Here is a 16363-nt window from a genome sequence, read left to right as displayed (position 1 = left end):
TGTTGATCGCGATGATCTAAAGGGCAGCACCCTGGCGGCGGTCAACCCGATTCCGATCAGGCAGTCTTTCATTGTGGCGGATGCAAGCCACGTGGTGTCCGCCGCCGACATGTTCGACCGGCGGAACGGCTTGCGCGCAGGCGGCGATCGCTTCGGGACAGCGGGTGCGAAAGACGCAGCCGGACGGCGGCGCGATCGGGCTCGGGATATCGCCGTGCAAAGGCATATGCGTGCGACGCCGCGACGGGTCGGGCACCGGCGCCGTTGCCAGCAGCGCCTTGGTGTAGGGGTGGCGCGGCGCGGCATAGACGAGCCGGCTCGGCCCACGCTCCATCACGCGGCCGAGATACATGACCACCACCTCGTCGCAGAGATATTCGACCACCGACAGGTCGTGCGCGATGAACAGAAGCGTGAGCCCAAGCTTCTTTTGCAGATCTCCGAACAGGTTGAGAACCTGTGCCTGCACCGAAACATCGAGCGCCGAGACCGGCTCGTCGGCGACGATGAATTGCGGCTCGACGGCAAGCGCGCGCGCAATGCCGATACGCTGGCGCTGGCCGCCGGAGAACTCGTGCGGATAGCGGCCCGCATGCTCCGGCGACAGGCCGACCAGCGCCAGCAATTCGCCCACACGTTCGGCGCGCCGCCTGCCGCGCGGGTAGTCGGCCGCGTCGAGCGCCTCGCCGATGATGCCGCCGATTCGCATGCGCGGATTGAGGCTGGAAAACGGATCCTGGAAGACGATCTGCAGCTTCTGCCGGTAGCCGCGCATCTCGCGCTGCGACAGCGAAAACAGATCGACGCCGTCGAACAACGCCTTGCCGCCGGTCGGCTCGACCAATCGCAAAAGCGCGCGGCCGGCGGTGGTTTTGCCGGATCCGGACTCGCCGACGAGGCCGACGGTCGAGCCGCGCTTTATGTCGAAACTGACATCCTCGACCGCGTGAACGATGCGGCCGCCTCTGGCCGGAAAATGCTTGGTCAGGCCTTGCACGCTGAGCAGCGGTTTCGCCTCGATCGAAGGTGCGGGGGCGCTCATAGCTCGGCGCTCCGGATACAGCGGGATGCGCCTTGCGGGCCGGCAGGTACCAACGGCGGCGGGGCTGCCCGACAAGGCGCGATGGCGAAGTCGCAGCGCGGCTCGAAGGCGCAACCGGGCGGCAGGTTGGTGATCGGCGGCACGCTGCCCGGGATCGAATGTAGGGCGCGGCGCTGCCCCGCGGCATCGATGTCGCGCGCGGCGTTCGGGGTGCAGGCAAGCAGGCCCTTGGTGTAAGGATGGCGCTGATGCTCGAAGAGATCGTTGACCGGCGCCTGCTCGACGACGCGGCCGCCATACATGACGACGACGTCATGGGCGATCTCGGCCACGACGCCAAGATTGTGGGTGATGAACAGGATCGACATGCCCATCTCGGCCTGCAGCCGGCGCAACAGATCGAGGATCTGCGCCTGGATGGTGACGTCGAGCGCCGTGGTCGGCTCGTCGGCGATCAAGAGCGACGGGTTGCACGACAGCGCCATGGCGATCATCACCCGCTGACGCATGCCGCCGGACATCTGGTGCGGATAATCGTCCAGCCGCGAGTCCGCATCGGGAATTTCAACATGTCTCAGCATGGCAAGCGCACGCTTGCGCGCCTCGCTGCGGTCGACCGGCTCGTGCAGCGCGATCATCTCGCCGATCTGGTCGCCTACGGTGAACAGCGGGTTCAGGCTGGTCATCGGCTCCTGGAAGATCATCGCGATCTCGCTTCCGCGCAGCTTGCGGAACCGCTGCTGGCTGAAGCCGGCGAGATCGTGAACGTGCTCCTGCCGGTCGCGAAACAGGATGCTGCCGCCGGCGATGCGGCCCGGCCGCGACAAAAGTCCCATGATGGAAAGGCTGGTGACGGATTTGCCGGAGCCGGATTCGCCGACCACCGCGAGCGTCCTGCCGCGCTTCAGATCGAAGGTCACGCCATCGACCGCCTTCGCCGTCACCCGGCGCGTCACGAACCAGGTCTTGAGATCGCGAACCGAAAGGATGACGTCGCTGGCTAAAGGCTCGGTCATGATTTCCACCCGCAATGCGGACAGACATGGGAACCACCCTCGCCTTGCGCCGGCACATGGCGATGCGCGGCAACAGCCTCTGCACCTAGGATGGCGTGACGCGGTTCGAACAGCCGACGCAGCGTGCTCAAAGCGCCCTGTGAGTCGCGCACCGTGAGATCGGCGTCGACGAGGTCGAACAGCGTGAATTCCGCTGGTTTGCCTTTCTCCAGCAGCCCTTCGATCGGCAGGCGGATGGCGCGCCTCGGAGCCGTGGTCGACGCCGCAACCACGTCCTCGAACTTCATGCCGAGCGACAGCAGCTTCGACATAGTCGTGGCCATGTCCCAGACCGAGCCGTCGAGCGAACGGTTGTGGAGATCGGTCGAGATCGTCGCCGGCGGCAGGCCGCGCTCAAGCGCGGCCCTGGCGACATCGAAGGAGAAAGAGGCGCCGCCATGGCCGACGTCGAGCACGATGCCGCGCGCCGCCGCCTGCTCGGCAAGCCGGTAGAGATCCTCGTCTTCGATGATCGAGCCGCCGGCCTTGCCGTTGAAGCAATGGGTGACGATGTCGCCCTCGCTCAGGAGGCCGAGAACATCGTCATAGAGCGGCGGCGGTTCGCCGACATGCACCATGATCGGCAGCTTCAGGATGCGGCCGAGCTTCTTGGCCAGCCGCACCGGCGTCAGGTCCCAGGCGCCGGTAATGACGTGGCTGGCGCGGACCTTCAGCCCGATGATGACGTCGCGATTGGCCTCGACAGTGGCGATCGTCCGGTCGAAATCGATCGAGCGCATGTCTATCAGCTCGCTGACGCGGTTGCAGGCGACAAGGCCGATCGAGCCGATGTTCAGGAAGGCGTAGACGTTCTCCTTCGCGGGCTCGATGATGAACTCGCGAAAGCCGTGGAAATTAGCCTCGCCGGCGGAGCCGGCGTCGACCATCGTGGTGACGCCGCGCGCGGCGCCGCATTGTTCGGGGCGCAGCGAGATGTCGGTGCCGCCATACCAGACATGGACATGCAGGTCGGTCCAGCCCGACGACAGGAAAGCGCCCTTGGCATCGACCACCCTGACGTCATCGCCGGCGGCAATCGCCGATGAGGTTTCGGCGATGCGGCCCTGCTCGTCGATCATCACGTCGATCGGCTGCTCGAAGCCGCCAACGAACCCCACGGGTTTGGCGCCCTTGATCAGCAGCGGCCGGTCGGCCTTGGGGAAGCGATTGGCAAACATCAGATATCCTTGGCGAGACGTGGATCGAGAAGGTCGCGCAGGCCGTCGCCGAGAAGCTGCAGCGACAGCACCGTCACGACGATCGCGGCGCCGGGAAACATCATCACCCAACCGGCCTGGTCCATGTATTGGCGGCCGGTGGCGATCATCGTGCCCCAGGTCGGAATGTCGGGCGAAATGCCGACGCCGAGAAAAGACAGGCCGGCCTCCGCCAGGATGGCATTGGCGAAGATGAAGGTGCCCTGCACCAGGAGCGGCGAGGTGACGTTGCGCAGGACGTGGCGGATCAGGATGATCGGCGTCGGCACGCCCAACGCCCGCGCCGCCTCCACATAGGGAAGCTCGCGGATGACCAGTGTCGAGGCCCGCACGACGCGGGCGATCCTCGGGGCATAGACGATGCCGAGCGCCACCACGACGTTGGTCGCGGTCGCGCCGAGCGCCGCGACCAGCGCAATCGCCAGCAGGATGTCCGGGAAGGCCATCATGGCATCGATCAGCCGCGATACCGGCGTGTCGAGCCGTTTGAAATAGCCCGCGGTCAGCCCCAAAAACGTGCCGATGATCGATGAGAGGATGACCACCGCGAAGCCGACGCTGAGCGAGGTGCGCGCGGCATAGAGCATGCGGGTGAACACGTCGCGGCCGAGATCGTCGGTGCCGAACAGGTGATCGAGGCTCGGCCCATGCAGCCGGCTGGCGATCGAGAGCTTCGACGGCGCATAGGGCGCGATGACGGGCGCAAGGATGGCGGCAGCAACGATGATCGCCAGCACGATCAGGCCGATGGCCGAGGTCGGCCGGCCGATCAGTCGCGACAGGATATTGGGTTCGGAATGGAGCGGGACGGAGATCGCGGCCATCAGTAGCGAACCCTCGGGTCGACGACGAGATAGAGCATGTCGATGGCGAAATTGACCAGCACGTAGAGGCCGGCAATGACCAGCAGCGCGCCCTGGATGACGGGATAGTCGCGCCTGAGCACCGCCGACACGACAAGGCTGCCGATGCCCGGCAGGCCGAACACCGTCTCGGTCACCACCGCTCCGGAGATGAGCAGCGCGGCGGTAAGCCCGATGACGGTGATGATCGGGATCAGTGCGTTCTTGAAGGCGTGCTTAAGCACCACGCGCCATTCGCTCATGCCTTTCGAGCGCGCCGTGCGCACATAATCGTCGTTGAGTACGTCGAGCATCGAGGCGCGGGTGAAGCGGGTGATCAGCGCCGAACTGACGAGACCGAGCGCCAGCGCCGGCAGCACCAGGTGGTTCAGCCTGACGGCGAAGGACGCGCCCGGCCCGCCATAGCCCGAGGTGTCGAACCAGCCGAGCCTGACGGCGAAGAACTGGATGAACAACAGGCCCAGCCAGAAGCTCGGCACGCTCGCCGCGAACATGGCGACGGTGGTGGTCGCCTGGTCGAAGATCGAGCCGCGCTTGTAGGCGGCCAGGATGCCGACCGGCAAGGCGATCAGCGTTGCGATGAGCAGCGAGAAGACGGTGAGGAAGAAGGTCGGCTCCGCGCGTTGAGCGAGCGCCGTCGTCACCGGCTCGTTGAGGAAGATCGACTGGCCGAAATCGCCTTGGACGACGCCAAGGACGTAACGCCCGAACTGCTCCGGGATCGAGCCGTCGAGCCCGAGCCTGGAGCGCAGCGCGGCGATGTCGGCCGCGGACGCTTCCGGCCCGAGCATCACTGCGGCCGGATCGCCCGGCGTCACGCGCACGATGACGAACACGATGGTGACGACCAGCGCCATCACGACGATCATGCCGAGAAGCCTGTTGAGGATCGAGCGCAGCATTGGCGTTCTCTTCGGTGGTTCATCGAAGCGTTCTCAGGCGCCGGCCTTGACTGGCCGGCGCCCGTTTTGCCTGCCCCGGTTGCGCACGGGACAGGCGGGAGGAACTCATTTGCCTTCCAGATAGGCGTTCCAGAAATAAGGCCATGGCGCGGGCGTCACGCCTTTGAGCGTCGGCGCCTGGGCGGCCAAGGCGTTGAAGTCGCCGATCTTGACCGCCGGGACCTCGTCGAGGACCGCCTTCTGGACATCCGCGAACAGCGCGACGCGCTTGGTCGGATCGGGCTCGGCATTGAAGGCGCCGAGCACCTTGTGCTTGCGGTCGGAAACCCACCATCCGGGCGAAGAGTCCGACATGATGCCGGTCAGCGACGGCTCGGGCAGGAACGGGCTGTGGGTGATGTAGATGTCCCAGAGTGCCGGATCGGTGCGGTTCTTGGTCAGCGTCGCCCACTCGACGACGTCGAGCTGGACCTGGAAGCCGGCGGCCTTGAGATATTCTGCGGCGACCTGCGCCATCTTGTAATGGAACTCGTACTGGCGGCTGGTGAGGATGCGCAGCGGCTTGCCGTCATAGCCGGCTTCCTTGAGCAGGGCAGCGGCGGCTTCCGTATCGCCGTCGGGCTTGTAGGCTTCGGCGCCGGCATCGGTGTGCCAGGCATAGCCTTCAGGATAGAGCGCGCCGTCGGCGGCGAAGAAATCCTTGGAACCGAAGGCCGCGAGCAGCATGTCGTTGGGCGCAAGTGCTGCCTGGATCGCCTTGCGGACGCGGATGTCGCTGTTCAGTCCCTGCTTGGTGTTGAGGACGAAAACCGGCCAACCGAACGGTTTCAGGATGACGGGCGCGGTCTTGCCGCCGGAGATCTTGTCGAAGGATTCGACCGGAAGCGAATCGACATAGGCGAACTGGCCGGCGACCGCTCCTTCCACGCGGGTGTTTGCATCGGGAACCGGCACGAAGCGGATCTCGTCGAGATACTGCTTTCTGGCGCCGCCATAGCCGTTCGGCTCGCCGTCGCGCGATTTGTAGCCGTCGAAGCGGGCAAGCTGGATGAACTGGTCGGGCTTGCGGTCCTTCAGCATATAGGGCCCGGTGCCGACAAAGCTGGTCAGCGGATCCTGTCCAGCATTCTCGGAAGGGATGATGATGGCGGCGGCGTTGTTCAGCGACAGCAGCGCCAACAACGGAGCGAAGGGTTTCTTGAGCGTGATCTTGACCGTGTTGTCGTCGACCTTGTCGACCGAGGCGATCACCTCGGCGGCCTGCTTGCCGCGGGTGGCGACCTTCATCCAGCGCTGCAGCGACGCGACGACGTCGGTGGAATTCATGTCGCTGCCGTCGTGGAACTTCACGCCTGTCCTCAGCTTGATCGTGTAGACGAGGCCGTCGGGTGAAATCTGCGGCATGTCGGCTGCGAGAAGCGGGGTGATGCCCCAATCCTTGTCGAAAGTGTAAAGCGTCTCATAAATGTGCTGGGTGACGATGCCGACGAGATCGGCCGTGGACGCCATTGGGTCGAGTGTCGGCGGCTCGCCGATCGTGGCTACATCGATAACGCCGCCTTTGGCGGGCTCGGCCCAGGCAGTGCCCGTTGCCGAGAGCACAAGCGCGGCGAGCGAAGCAGCGATTTTCACGAAGCGCTTCATCTTGGTTCCCTTCCATTATTCCATATTTGTGGAATTTATATCTTAGTTACGGACTAATAAGTGCATTGCGGTATCCGGCCGTCAAGGTCTTTCGGCAGCCGAAATGGATCGCGCCGAGGCGCCGGCGGGTCTTGGGTGGATAGAAATGCGCTGGCGCGTTCGACTGGTTGCGGGAGCGCGCGACGATCGCGGCAAGTAGCCGGCTTTGAACGCGTCCGGAGCGAGTCTCACTGCGCCGGTTTTCTGTCCCCGTTATCCACATATGCGACACACAAGATATTGGGGGTCACAAAAGCTACAAAAACGAATCCTTGACGGGTCAGAACGAGTCGCTTTTTATAGGCCATGCGCTCCTGTTTGCGGGCGTGACCGGAGAGTTCAGAGGCCGGTCTTTTTTCCCGGATTTTGTGCGTTTTGCCCACATTTCCGCCGTTCACGAGGCCGGCGGAAGCGTTGGGAATGTTGGGGCTTGGGTGGCAAAAGGGAGAATTGTCGGCCTGGAAAAAATGATCTGTTAACACTATATTTAGTGTTTGCAGGCAGGCTCGACCCTAGATAGTGTGAACCTCCCTCGAGCGAGGGAATCGACCAAAGTTTCAGTTTAGGGACCCGCGGGTCGGTCTGCAGCCTGGGCAAATGCCTGGGAAGACGTGCTGTCGTCTGCATGCCGGCACCCGCGACGAGGAGAGTGCCGGCGCTGCTCGCAATGCCGGCAAACGGCGGAGCGCGCTTTTCACTCTGTGGGGCAGAAATCCCTGGGGAAAAGCGCTATATATAGACAAAAGGGACCGGACCAATGCGCATCGAGCGTCGCTTCACCAAGCCAGAAAAGTCTGCCTATGCGGAGATCGAATTCCGCAAGGCCCTGTCGGAGATCAAGAATCCCGACGGCTCGGTGGTGTTCCGCCTCGACAACATCGACGTGCCGGCGCAGTTCAGCCAGGTCGCGGCCGACATCCTGGCGCAAAAGTATTTCCGCAAGGCCGGCGTGCCGGCGCGCCTGAAGAAGGTCGAGGAGAATGATGTCCCCTCCTTCCTGTGGCGCTCGGTTGCCGACGAGGCCGAACTTGCCAAGCTCCCCGAAGCCGAGCGTTATGGTTCGGAAACCGACGCCCGCCAGGTCTTCGACCGGCTGTCCGGCACCTGGACCTATTGGGGCTGGAAGGGCGGCTACTTCAAATCGGAGGAAGATGCGCGCGCCTTCCGCGACGAGCTCGCCTATATGCTGGCCACCCAGCGCGTGGCGCCGAACTCGCCGCAATGGTTCAACACCGGCCTGCACTGGGCCTACGGCATCGACGGCCCGAGCCAGGGCCACTTCTATGTCGATCCCTTCACCGGCAAGCTGACCAAGTCGAAGTCCGCCTACGAGCATCCGCAGCCTCATGCCTGCTTCATCCAGAGCGTGCAGGACGACCTCGTCAACGAGGGCGGCATCATGGACCTGTGGGTGCGTGAGGCGCGCCTGTTCAAATACGGCTCCGGCACCGGCTCGAATTTCTCCATGCTGCGCGGCGAAGGCGAGAAGCTCTCCGGCGGCGGCCGCTCGTCCGGCCTGATGAGCTTCCTCAAGATCGGCGACCGCGCCGCCGGCGCCATCAAGTCGGGCGGCACGACGCGCCGCGCCGCCAAGATGGTGATCGTCGACGCCGACCATCCCGACATCGAGGAATTCATCGACTGGAAGGTCAATGAAGAGCAGAAGGTCGCCTCGCTGGTCACCGGCTCCAAAATCGTCAAGAAGCATCTCGAAGCGATCATGAAGGCCTGCGTCAATTGCGAAGGCAATGGCGACGACTGCTTCGACCCGGCGCTGAACACCGCGCTGAAGCGCGAGATCAAGGCCGCCAAGAAGGACGCCGTGCCGGAGAACTATATCTACCGCGTCATCCAGTTCGCCCGCCAGGGCTACACCTCGATGTCGTTCAAGACCTACGACACCGATTGGGATTCGGACGCCTATCTCACCGTCTCCGGCCAGAACTCCAACAATTCGGTGTCGCTGAAGGACAATTTCCTGCGCGCCGTGGAGGCCGATGGCGACTGGCAGCTCACCGCCCGCAAGGACGGCAAGGTGCTGAAGACGCTGAAGGCCAGGGATCTCTGGGAAAAGATCGGCTATGCCGCCTGGGCGTCGGCCGACCCCGGCCTGCACTTCAACACGACGATGAACGACTGGCACACCTGCGCTTCTGCCGGTGCGATCCGGGCCTCCAACCCGTGCTCGGAATACATGTTCCTCGACGACACGGCCTGCAACCTCGCCTCGATCAACTTGCTGCCCTACCGCAAGGAAGACGGCACGATCGACATCGCCGCTTACGAGCACACCGTTCGCCTGTGGACCGTCGTGCTCGAAATCTCGGTGATGATGGCGCAGTTCCCGTCGAAGGAGATCGCCAAGCTTTCCTACGACTACCGCACGCTCGGCCTCGGCTACGCCAATATCGGCGGCCTGCTGATGACTTCGGGCATTCCCTACGACTCCGACGAGGGCCGCGCCATCTGCGCCGCGCTCACCGCGATCATGACCGGCGTCGCCTATTCGACCTCGGCCGAGATGGCCTCCGAGCTCGGCGCCTTCCCGGACTATGACCGCAACGCGCAAAACATGCTGCGCGTCATGCGCAACCACCGCCGCGCCGCCTATGGCGACAAGGACGGCTACGAGAAGCTCGCCGTCAACCCGGTGCCGCTGGTCGCTGCTGACCTGAAGCAGCAGGCGCTGGCCGAGCATGCCCGCGCCGCCTGGGACCGCGCCATCGAGCTCGGCGAGGAGCATGGCTACCGCAACGCGCAGGCGACCGTGATCGCGCCGACCGGCACGATCGGCCTGGTCATGGATTGCGACACCACCGGCATCGAGCCCGACTTCGCCCTGGTGAAGTTCAAGAAGCTCGCCGGCGGCGGCTACTTCAAGATCATCAACCGCGCCGTGCCGGAAGCGCTGAGGACGCTCGGCTATTCCGAAAGCCAGATCGCCGAGATCGAGGCCTATGCGGTCGGCCACGGCAACCTCAACCAGGCGCCTGGCATCAACCCCTCCACGCTCAAGGCCAAGGGCTTCACCGACGAGAAGATCGCGGCGCTCAACGCTGCGCTGAAGTCGGCCTTCGACATCAAGTTCGTGTTCAACCAGTGGACGCTGGGCGCCGACTGGGTGAAGGAGACGCTCGGCTTCACCGACGAGCAGCTCTCAGACGTCTCCTTCGAGATGCTGCCGGCTCTCGGCTTCACCAGGAAGGATATCGACGCCGCCAACATCCATGTCTGCGGTGCGATGACGCTGGAAGGCGCGCCCTTCCTGAAGGCCGAACATCTTTCGGTGTTCGACTGCGCCAGCCCCTGCGGCAAGATCGGCAAGCGTTCGCTGTCGATCCAGAGCCACATCCTGATGATGGCCGCGGCGCAGCCTTTCATCTCGGGCGCCATCTCCAAGACCATCAACATGCCGAACGAGGCGACGGTCGAGGATGCCAAGAACGCCTACATGCTGTCCTGGAAGCTGGCGCTGAAGGCCAACGCGCTCTATCGCGACGGCTCGAAGCTGTCGCAGCCGCTCAATGCCTCGCTGCTCGCCGATGACGACGAGGATGAGGACGAGGTCGTCGAGCAGCTGATTGCCGCACCCGCCGCCCAGCGCGCCGTGCAGGTGACGGAAAAGATCGTCGAGCGCGTGGTGGAGCGGCTGTACCGCGACCGCGAGAAGCTGCCGAACCGCCGCAAGGGCTACACGCAGAAGGCCGTCGTCGGCGGCCACAAGGTGTACTTGCGCACCGGCGAATTCGACGACGGCCGCTTGGGCGAGATCTTCATCGACATGCACAAGGAAGGTGCGGCCTTCCGCGCGATGATGAACAACTTCGCCATCGCGATCTCGCTCGGCCTGCAATATGGCGTGCCGCTCGACGAGTATGTCGAGGCCTTCACCTTCACCAAGTTCGAGCCGGCCGGCATGGTGCAGGGCAACGACGCGATCAAGAACGCGACGTCGATCCTCGACTACGTGTTCCGCGAGCTTGCCGTCTCTTATCTCGGCCGGCACGACCTCGCCCATGTCGACCAGTCGGACTTCGACAAGACCGCGCTCGGCCGCGGCATCACCGAAGGCAAGGCGACGCCCTTCTCCAAGGGCCTCTATCGCGGCGCCTCGCCGGTGAAGCTGGTCTCGGGCATCGGCAGCGATCCCAAGGGCTTTGGCGGGGGTTCAAATCCCTCCTCCGCTACCACTCCTGCCCGCGCCGCCTTCGCCGGTTCCAACGTACTGGCGCTGAAGCCGGCGAGCGACGAGGCCTTGGCCTACAAGCGCGACTATGAGGAGCGCGCCAGGGAACTGGCCGAGGAGATGGTGGAAGAGGAAGCCGAGGCCGCCGGCAGCGCCGAGGCGCTCTTCACCGACGCTGCCGCCAACGAGGCCGCCGAGGCGAAGAAGCTCGCCGCGACAAGGCGTCAGCAGTCGCTGCTCCAAGGCTACACCGGCAACGAATGCTCGGAATGCCACAACTTCACCATGGTGCGGAACGGCACCTGCGAGAAGTGCGATACTTGTGGTTCGACGAGCGGGTGCAGCTGAGAAGGCATATCGAGAATGAAACATATGGCCCGCACTGCTAAGTGCGGGCTATTTTTTGGAGGAGCCCATGGCTACCTTCTTTGGACTAACAGCCACAGATTTTTTAACTGGAATTTTGGTGATTATAACCGCGATATACGCATGGCTTACATATAGCATAGCACATTCTAACAGGCGTATGGTTGCAGAGGTTCAAAAACAGATCGAGGTTCAAACCCGGCCAGTTATTTCGTTCAACATCGAAATTCAGCACCACACCATTTTTGTCGCTCGCATTTGGAACCGAGGCGCCTCACCAGCAGAGAACTTGAGACTTTCGATCGATAAGGATTTCTATCGATTTGGCGAAATGAGAGGGGAATCAAAAAATATTGCTGATATGTATATTTTCAAAAATACGCTATCAACGCTTGCCCCTGGGGACGGTTTTTGGATTGATCTTTGCACAGGTCCTGAAGTAGGAAAGACCATTGATGGCAAGGTCATAACGCCCGATAAATTCACAATTCAAGCCTCTTACAACTATGGATCACGTAAATATATTGAGAGCTTTGTTATAGATCTAAGGGCATATTTCTACACCTCAGGCGCAAAGAGATTACCAGAGCAACTTGAAAAGATAGCCAAGTCTTTGGATAATATAGCAAAATCGAGCCAGACTTAGCATCACGAGATGGCCATTTCGGTGGATGTAGCTAGATTGAACAGTATCCTCAAGCAGTCCGGCTTAAAGGAGTGATGGCATGCGCTATGCCGTAGTAATTGAGAAAGCGGAAAACAATTTTTCTGCCTATGTGCCGGATTTGCCTGGCTGCATCGCGACAGGCGCAACAGTGCCTGAGGTGGAGAACGAAATCCGCGATGCAATTCGTTTCCACATAGAGGGTCTGCGCGCCGATGGGCTGGAAGTGCCCAAGGCAGTCAGCCTATCTGAGTACGTTGAGGCATAGCCGACTGACAAGCGCTGTGGGCCGGTAGCGCGCTTTTGCCATGATTGATCACATCACCATCGAAGTCAGCGACCTCGCCAAGAGCAAGCTATTCTACGAAAAGGCTTTTTTGCCTCTGGGCTATCGCCTCTCCTTCGGCAAGGAAGGCGTGTTCTGGGCCTTCGATGTCGGCAATGGCTGCCTGTTCGAGATCCAGTGCACCGGCGAGAAACCGCCGCTCACCCACCTGCATGTCGCCTTCCGGGTGAAGAGCAAGGCGGAGGTCGATGCGTTTTATCGGACGGCGCTCGAGACCGGCGCGGCGGACAACGGCGCGCCCGGGCCGCGTCCGGACTATGCGGAGCACTACTACGCCTGCTTCGTGCTCGATCCCGATGGGTACAATATCGAGGCGATGATCAACGAGGCGTAGTTTGCGAACGCCCCGCAGCTTCGTCATTCCAGGGCGGAGCAAGGAGCGAAGCGACGCGCGCAGACCCTGGAATCCATGCCGTTACATCAACGCGTTGCAACGGCTCAGAATTCTGCGCCGTTGCGCCCTACGATAAGGGTCACGGCAGGATCCTCGGGTCTGCGCGCGTCGCTTCGCTCCTTGCTCCGCCCGTGGATGACGAAGGCGCGCTGCGATGCGGCGATTTCGAGCATATCGCCAAGCTGGAACACCCCTCATCCGGCCGCTTCGCGGCCACCTTCTCCCGCAAGGGGAGAAGGGAAGAAGAGGTTCTCATGGAACTCCAGGCCGAGCCCGCAGTTCCTGGTGTGATTTCGGAATTCTTGAATCGCAGGAACTTCAAATTCACCGCACACGCGAGGAAGCGAATGAACGCGGTGCCGCCGAAGGAAATGGACGTTGTCCTGCAACAACTGCCGCTGAGGATCGGCGCCTATGTGCCGGACGATCTGCTGGAGGATTGGTTCGCGCCGGGAACGGGCATGCGCCCCGTCAGCGAGGCAGCGCTTGCTGCCGCCGCCAGCTACGGACGACGGTTCGAATGTGAATTCAAATACTATCCCGAGAGGATGGAAGGCGTGTTCTGGAAATGGGTTCCGGCGATCTGATTTGGACACGTCGGCGGAATTCTTCTGCCGTCGGCTTGGGAAATGTCGGCTCCTCCGGCGGGATCTCAGGTGGCGCGTCCGGCGGAATATCAGGGGGTCCCCTCCCCGGTCCCGGGATAGGATCGGGTGAAGGCGGAGGAACGCCTGGTGGTTCTCCGGGCGGCTTTTCCGGTGGAACTGGAGGGCGGGAAGGCTCCGGCCCGGGATCGCCCGGCATCGGTTCGGGATTGTTCGGGTCTGGATTGTTCATTTGCGGGCTCCCGAGTGACGCGGCCGGCACTGCCTGACGGGAAAAAGCCTTCGCCACTCAGGCGGCATGTTCGTATGTGCCCACGAGTTCCGCCGCCTCGATCGCATGGCGCCTAGCCTCCTTCCAGATTTCCTTGATGCCGGTCTGGCCGGGAATGCCGAGGCTCGGCACATCGAGAGCCGCCAGCCGGAAATGGTAGTGGTGAACTCCGTGCCCTACCGGCGGGTCCGGGCCATCGTAGGAGGCGTTGCCGAAGTCGTTCTTCCCTTGCTGGAGTGCTTCGGTTCCCGGCTTTCCGTCCTCGCCTTCGGCAAGTTGCTCGACGTCGGGCGAAATGTTGAACACCGCCCAGTGACCGAACGTCCCGCGTGGTGCATCGGGGTAGTCCACGACGAGAACGAGGCTCCTGGTCCCGTCAGGGATCCCCGACCATTTCAGAGGCGGAGAAACATTTTCGCCATCGCGGGTAAAACATTCGGGGATGGGATCGCCGTCGGCGAACGCAGGACTGGTCAGTGTCAGTGGCATGTTGGTCCCTTCCGCTTTTGATGCCGCAAGGCGGCCCGCAACGACCCACTGGCTTCGGCAGCAACCAGGTTCTCTTCCTTCCGGATGGACGACAGGTGCGGTTTGGTCATTCGCCTGATTGTTCGCAGAGCGCTCGCTTTCGCCGCACGATATCCCTGGTCGATTCCAACGAATGCCTGGCCGGATCGTTCCGTAGCGCCAGCGAGTTGCGGCGCGCATGCAAGTGTGTTCGTCCGGTCGGACATCGCGACCAGGCGCGTTGCAGCCCATGCGTTGACGTACGTCAAAGCCACCCTATCCATGATCCTTACCATGGCCACCGTAAGCAAAGACTTCGGAGGCAAGGATGGACAAGGAGATCAAGAACAAGATCGAGACGCTGTTGGATCAGCATCGGGTCATGACGATTGCGACCTTGAGACCCGACGGTTGGCCGCAGGCGACGACCGTCGGCTACGTCAACGACGGCCTCACCCTCTACTTCCTCTGCGGCCTGGACAGCCAGAAGGCAGCGAACATCGCGCGGGACGATCGTGTGTCGCTGACCATCGACCACGACGCGCCTCAGGTGATGGAGATTACCGGACTTTCGATGGCGGCGCGCGCGCAACCGGTCACCGACAGGACCGAGGCCGAGAAGGTTCTGCGGATGCTGCCGATGAAATATCCGCCGCAGGCCTCGCTACCAGGCCCGATGCCGACGCCGGAGCAGGTCCGCATTTTTCGCGTGATGCCTTCAGTCATCTCCGTGCTCGATTACTCGAAGGGTTTCGGCCACACGGATCTGGTCACCTGCTGAGCGCGGTACGGCGGCAAGGCGGGCGGCGCGAACCGCACTTTTGTTTAGTGATGGGGTCCCTGGCCCCCGACGTCGGCCCGGAATCAGGTCACTGCAGCTGCCTATTGATGGATCGCATGATCCAGATCAAGGCAATGCCGTACGGCCCGCTGTCTCCTCGGCCGTTCTCTCGAGGAGATGGATATGCCCACCGATACCCTGATCGTCGTCGCCGTCGTTCTGGCCTATTTCGCAGTCTTCATGGGTGTGCTGGCCTATGCGGCAATCACGGATTCGCGACCTCTGCCACCGAAATAGGCGAGGCAATCCGAAAGCGGCTCAATCCGCGTCGGCGACCATCTGGCCGCCGCCCAGCCAGGCGCGCCACTGCCGCTCGTCGCCGTGGAAGACGTTGAGGTCGACGCGCCCCCTCACGCCATGCGACAGGCCGGAGCCCGAATACTGCCAGAACAGCCACTTGCGGCCCGGATAGACCTTTGACGGGTGGGCGGCCACCGCGCGCAGCCAGAACGGATAGTCCGGGAAGGCGCCGCGCAGATTGTCGCGGTAGAAGTCGGGGCTGGTGTAGATGATGGGCCGCTGGCCGTAATGGCGCTCCAGCTTGTCCATGAACACCTGCATCTTCTCCAGCACTTTTTCGCGGGAGGGCCGCCGCCTGCAGGAGGAGTCGCCGTTCCACTCGACGTCGATCACCGGCGGCAGCGCGCCCTCGACCTTCGGCACGTTGCGGATGAACCAGTCGGCTTGCTCGCCGGCGGTGCGGCACCAGTAGAAGAAATGGTAGGCGCCGCGCTTCAGCCCAGCGGCGTCGGCGCCGCGCCAGTTCCTCATGAACATCGGATCGAGATGATCGCCGCCGTCGGTTGCCTTGATATAGGCGAAGTTGGCGCCCTGGGCGCGCAGCTTGCCCCAGTTGATGTCGCCCTGCCAGCGCGAGACATCGACGCCGTGCACCGCAAGGTGCCGGGGCGAAGACCGGCCGAAATTGATCGGCTTGGCATCGCGGAACGCATAGCGGGTGACCGGGCTGGCCAGCATGGCTGGTGCAGCGCGCGACAGCCGCTTCGGCGGCGAGACGAGCGCGGCGGCCTCGACCGGCGGCTCGACGCTGTCCGGCAGGTCCGGCGCGGGGAACGCGACCGTCTCTTCCTCGGCGAGGCCGAAGGGGCGCGAATTCTCGTCGCCGGGACGCGAGTTCTCGTCGTCAAGGCGCGAGTTCTCGTCGCCGGGACGCGCATTGTCCTGGTCAAGCAGCGGCGCCGGCGGCTTGATACGCGCGGCGCCCGACATCGACGCGGCCTCGACTGTTGTCTCGGTGTCAACCGTCCTCACGGCCTTCGTCACCGGCGCGCTCGGCCGCACGACGGAGCTTGTCGTCTCGCTGGACGGCACCTGCAAGGCGTCGACGCCCGACGTGGACGAGCAGCCGGCAAGGCAAAGCGCTGCGAGCACGAAACTGACGACGCTAGGAATCCGCATCT

Annotated in this window: 14 protein-coding genes; 6 read left to right on the top strand and 8 right to left on the bottom strand. The window is 63.1% G+C overall.

Annotation, left to right across the window (positions count from 1 at the left end; translation table 11 throughout):
• Positions 1-16: 16 nt before the first annotated feature.
• From QAZ22_RS19675 to QAZ22_RS19650, 6 genes are all read right to left on the bottom strand, one after another.
• The gene (locus QAZ22_RS19675) at positions 17-1042 is read right to left on the bottom strand and encodes an ABC transporter ATP-binding protein (protein WP_278202388.1); all 1026 of its coding nucleotides are present in this window, start codon (positions 1040-1042) and stop codon (positions 17-19) included.
• Positions 1039-2058 (bottom strand): ABC transporter ATP-binding protein, encoded by a 1020-nt coding sequence (locus tag QAZ22_RS19670; RefSeq protein WP_278202387.1) that lies wholly within the window; start codon positions 2056-2058, stop codon positions 1039-1041. Before QAZ22_RS19670 ends, QAZ22_RS19675 begins: the two co-directional genes overlap by 4 nt.
• Entirely contained in the window at positions 2055-3275 is a 1221-nt protein-coding gene (locus tag QAZ22_RS19665; protein WP_278202385.1) for an amidohydrolase/deacetylase family metallohydrolase, read from the bottom strand. Before QAZ22_RS19665 ends, QAZ22_RS19670 begins: the two co-directional genes overlap by 4 nt.
• Positions 3275-4138 (bottom strand): ABC transporter permease, encoded by an 864-nt coding sequence (locus QAZ22_RS19660; RefSeq protein ID WP_278202384.1) that lies wholly within the window; start codon positions 4136-4138, stop codon positions 3275-3277. The genes QAZ22_RS19665 and QAZ22_RS19660 overlap by 1 nt, the downstream gene beginning before the upstream one ends.
• The gene (locus QAZ22_RS19655) at positions 4138-5079 is read right to left on the bottom strand and encodes an ABC transporter permease (protein WP_278202382.1); all 942 of its coding nucleotides are present in this window, start codon (positions 5077-5079) and stop codon (positions 4138-4140) included. The genes QAZ22_RS19660 and QAZ22_RS19655 overlap by 1 nt, the downstream gene beginning before the upstream one ends.
• Before the next feature lie 105 nt (positions 5080-5184).
• On the bottom strand, positions 5185-6723 hold the full coding sequence (locus QAZ22_RS19650; protein ID WP_278202380.1) for an ABC transporter substrate-binding protein: 1539 nt from the start codon (positions 6721-6723) through the stop codon (positions 5185-5187).
• Between the two features lie 796 nt (positions 6724-7519).
• Here QAZ22_RS19650 and QAZ22_RS19645 point away from each other — a divergent pair.
• From QAZ22_RS19645 to QAZ22_RS32220, 5 genes are all read left to right on the top strand, one after another.
• The gene (locus tag QAZ22_RS19645; RefSeq protein ID WP_278202378.1) at positions 7520-11296 is read left to right on the top strand and encodes a vitamin B12-dependent ribonucleotide reductase; all 3777 of its coding nucleotides are present in this window, start codon (positions 7520-7522) and stop codon (positions 11294-11296) included.
• Positions 11297-11363: 67 nt separating this feature from the next.
• Positions 11364-11960, top strand: a complete 597-nt coding sequence (locus QAZ22_RS19640; RefSeq protein WP_278202375.1) for a hypothetical protein — start codon at positions 11364-11366, stop codon at positions 11958-11960.
• A 79-nt stretch (positions 11961-12039) separates the two neighbouring features.
• Positions 12040-12246, top strand: a complete 207-nt coding sequence (locus QAZ22_RS19635) for a type II toxin-antitoxin system HicB family antitoxin (RefSeq protein WP_278202373.1) — start codon at positions 12040-12042, stop codon at positions 12244-12246.
• Between the two features lie 40 nt (positions 12247-12286).
• Complete coding sequence (locus QAZ22_RS19630) at positions 12287-12658, top strand: VOC family protein (protein WP_278202372.1); 372 nt, start codon at positions 12287-12289, stop codon at positions 12656-12658.
• Positions 12659-13074: 416 nt separating this feature from the next.
• Positions 13075-13305 (top strand): hypothetical protein, encoded by a 231-nt coding sequence (locus tag QAZ22_RS32220; RefSeq protein ID WP_140533726.1) that lies wholly within the window; start codon positions 13075-13077, stop codon positions 13303-13305.
• Positions 13306-13612: 307 nt separating this feature from the next.
• Here QAZ22_RS32220 and QAZ22_RS19620 read toward each other — a convergent pair whose 3' ends face one another.
• Positions 13613-14083, bottom strand: coding sequence for a YbhB/YbcL family Raf kinase inhibitor-like protein (locus tag QAZ22_RS19620; RefSeq protein WP_278202370.1), 471 nt, complete (start codon positions 14081-14083; stop codon positions 13613-13615).
• 346 nt (positions 14084-14429) lie between these two features.
• Between QAZ22_RS19620 and QAZ22_RS19615 the strand changes: the two genes are divergently transcribed.
• Positions 14430-14882 (top strand): pyridoxamine 5'-phosphate oxidase family protein, encoded by a 453-nt coding sequence (locus QAZ22_RS19615; RefSeq protein ID WP_278202369.1) that lies wholly within the window; start codon positions 14430-14432, stop codon positions 14880-14882.
• Positions 14883-15200: 318 nt separating this feature from the next.
• On the opposite strand, the gene QAZ22_RS19610 is transcribed toward QAZ22_RS19615, so the two are convergent.
• Complete coding sequence (locus QAZ22_RS19610) at positions 15201-16361, bottom strand: GH25 family lysozyme (protein ID WP_278202368.1); 1161 nt, start codon at positions 16359-16361, stop codon at positions 15201-15203.
• Between the last annotated feature and the right edge of the window lie 2 nt (positions 16362-16363).

Source organism: Mesorhizobium sp. WSM4906 (genome assembly GCF_029674625.1).
Classification (GTDB): domain Bacteria; phylum Pseudomonadota; class Alphaproteobacteria; order Rhizobiales; family Rhizobiaceae; genus Mesorhizobium.
This window is presented reverse-complemented; position numbering and strand designations above follow the sequence as displayed.

Coding starts and splice junctions, on each gene's coding strand:
- QAZ22_RS19675 (WP_278202388.1), bottom strand. CDS start 1,042: ATGAGCGCCCCCGCACCTTCGATCGAGGCGAAACCGCTGCTCAGCGTG.
- QAZ22_RS19670 (WP_278202387.1), bottom strand. CDS start 2,058: ATGACCGAGCCTTTAGCCAGCGACGTCATCCTTTCGGTTCGCGATCTC.
- QAZ22_RS19665 (WP_278202385.1), bottom strand. CDS start 3,275: ATGTTTGCCAATCGCTTCCCCAAGGCCGACCGGCCGCTGCTGATCAAG.
- QAZ22_RS19660 (WP_278202384.1), bottom strand. CDS start 4,138: ATGGCCGCGATCTCCGTCCCGCTCCATTCCGAACCCAATATCCTGTCG.
- QAZ22_RS19655 (WP_278202382.1), bottom strand. CDS start 5,079: ATGCTGCGCTCGATCCTCAACAGGCTTCTCGGCATGATCGTCGTGATG.
- QAZ22_RS19650 (WP_278202380.1), bottom strand. CDS start 6,723: ATGAAGCGCTTCGTGAAAATCGCTGCTTCGCTCGCCGCGCTTGTGCTC.
- QAZ22_RS19645 (WP_278202378.1), top strand. CDS start 7,520: ATGCGCATCGAGCGTCGCTTCACCAAGCCAGAAAAGTCTGCCTATGCG.
- QAZ22_RS19640 (WP_278202375.1), top strand. CDS start 11,364: ATGGCTACCTTCTTTGGACTAACAGCCACAGATTTTTTAACTGGAATT.
- QAZ22_RS19635 (WP_278202373.1), top strand. CDS start 12,040: ATGCGCTATGCCGTAGTAATTGAGAAAGCGGAAAACAATTTTTCTGCC.
- QAZ22_RS19630 (WP_278202372.1), top strand. CDS start 12,287: ATGATTGATCACATCACCATCGAAGTCAGCGACCTCGCCAAGAGCAAG.
- QAZ22_RS19620 (WP_278202370.1), bottom strand. CDS start 14,083: ATGCCACTGACACTGACCAGTCCTGCGTTCGCCGACGGCGATCCCATC.
- QAZ22_RS19615 (WP_278202369.1), top strand. CDS start 14,430: ATGGACAAGGAGATCAAGAACAAGATCGAGACGCTGTTGGATCAGCAT.
- QAZ22_RS19610 (WP_278202368.1), bottom strand. CDS start 16,361: ATGCGGATTCCTAGCGTCGTCAGTTTCGTGCTCGCAGCGCTTTGCCTT.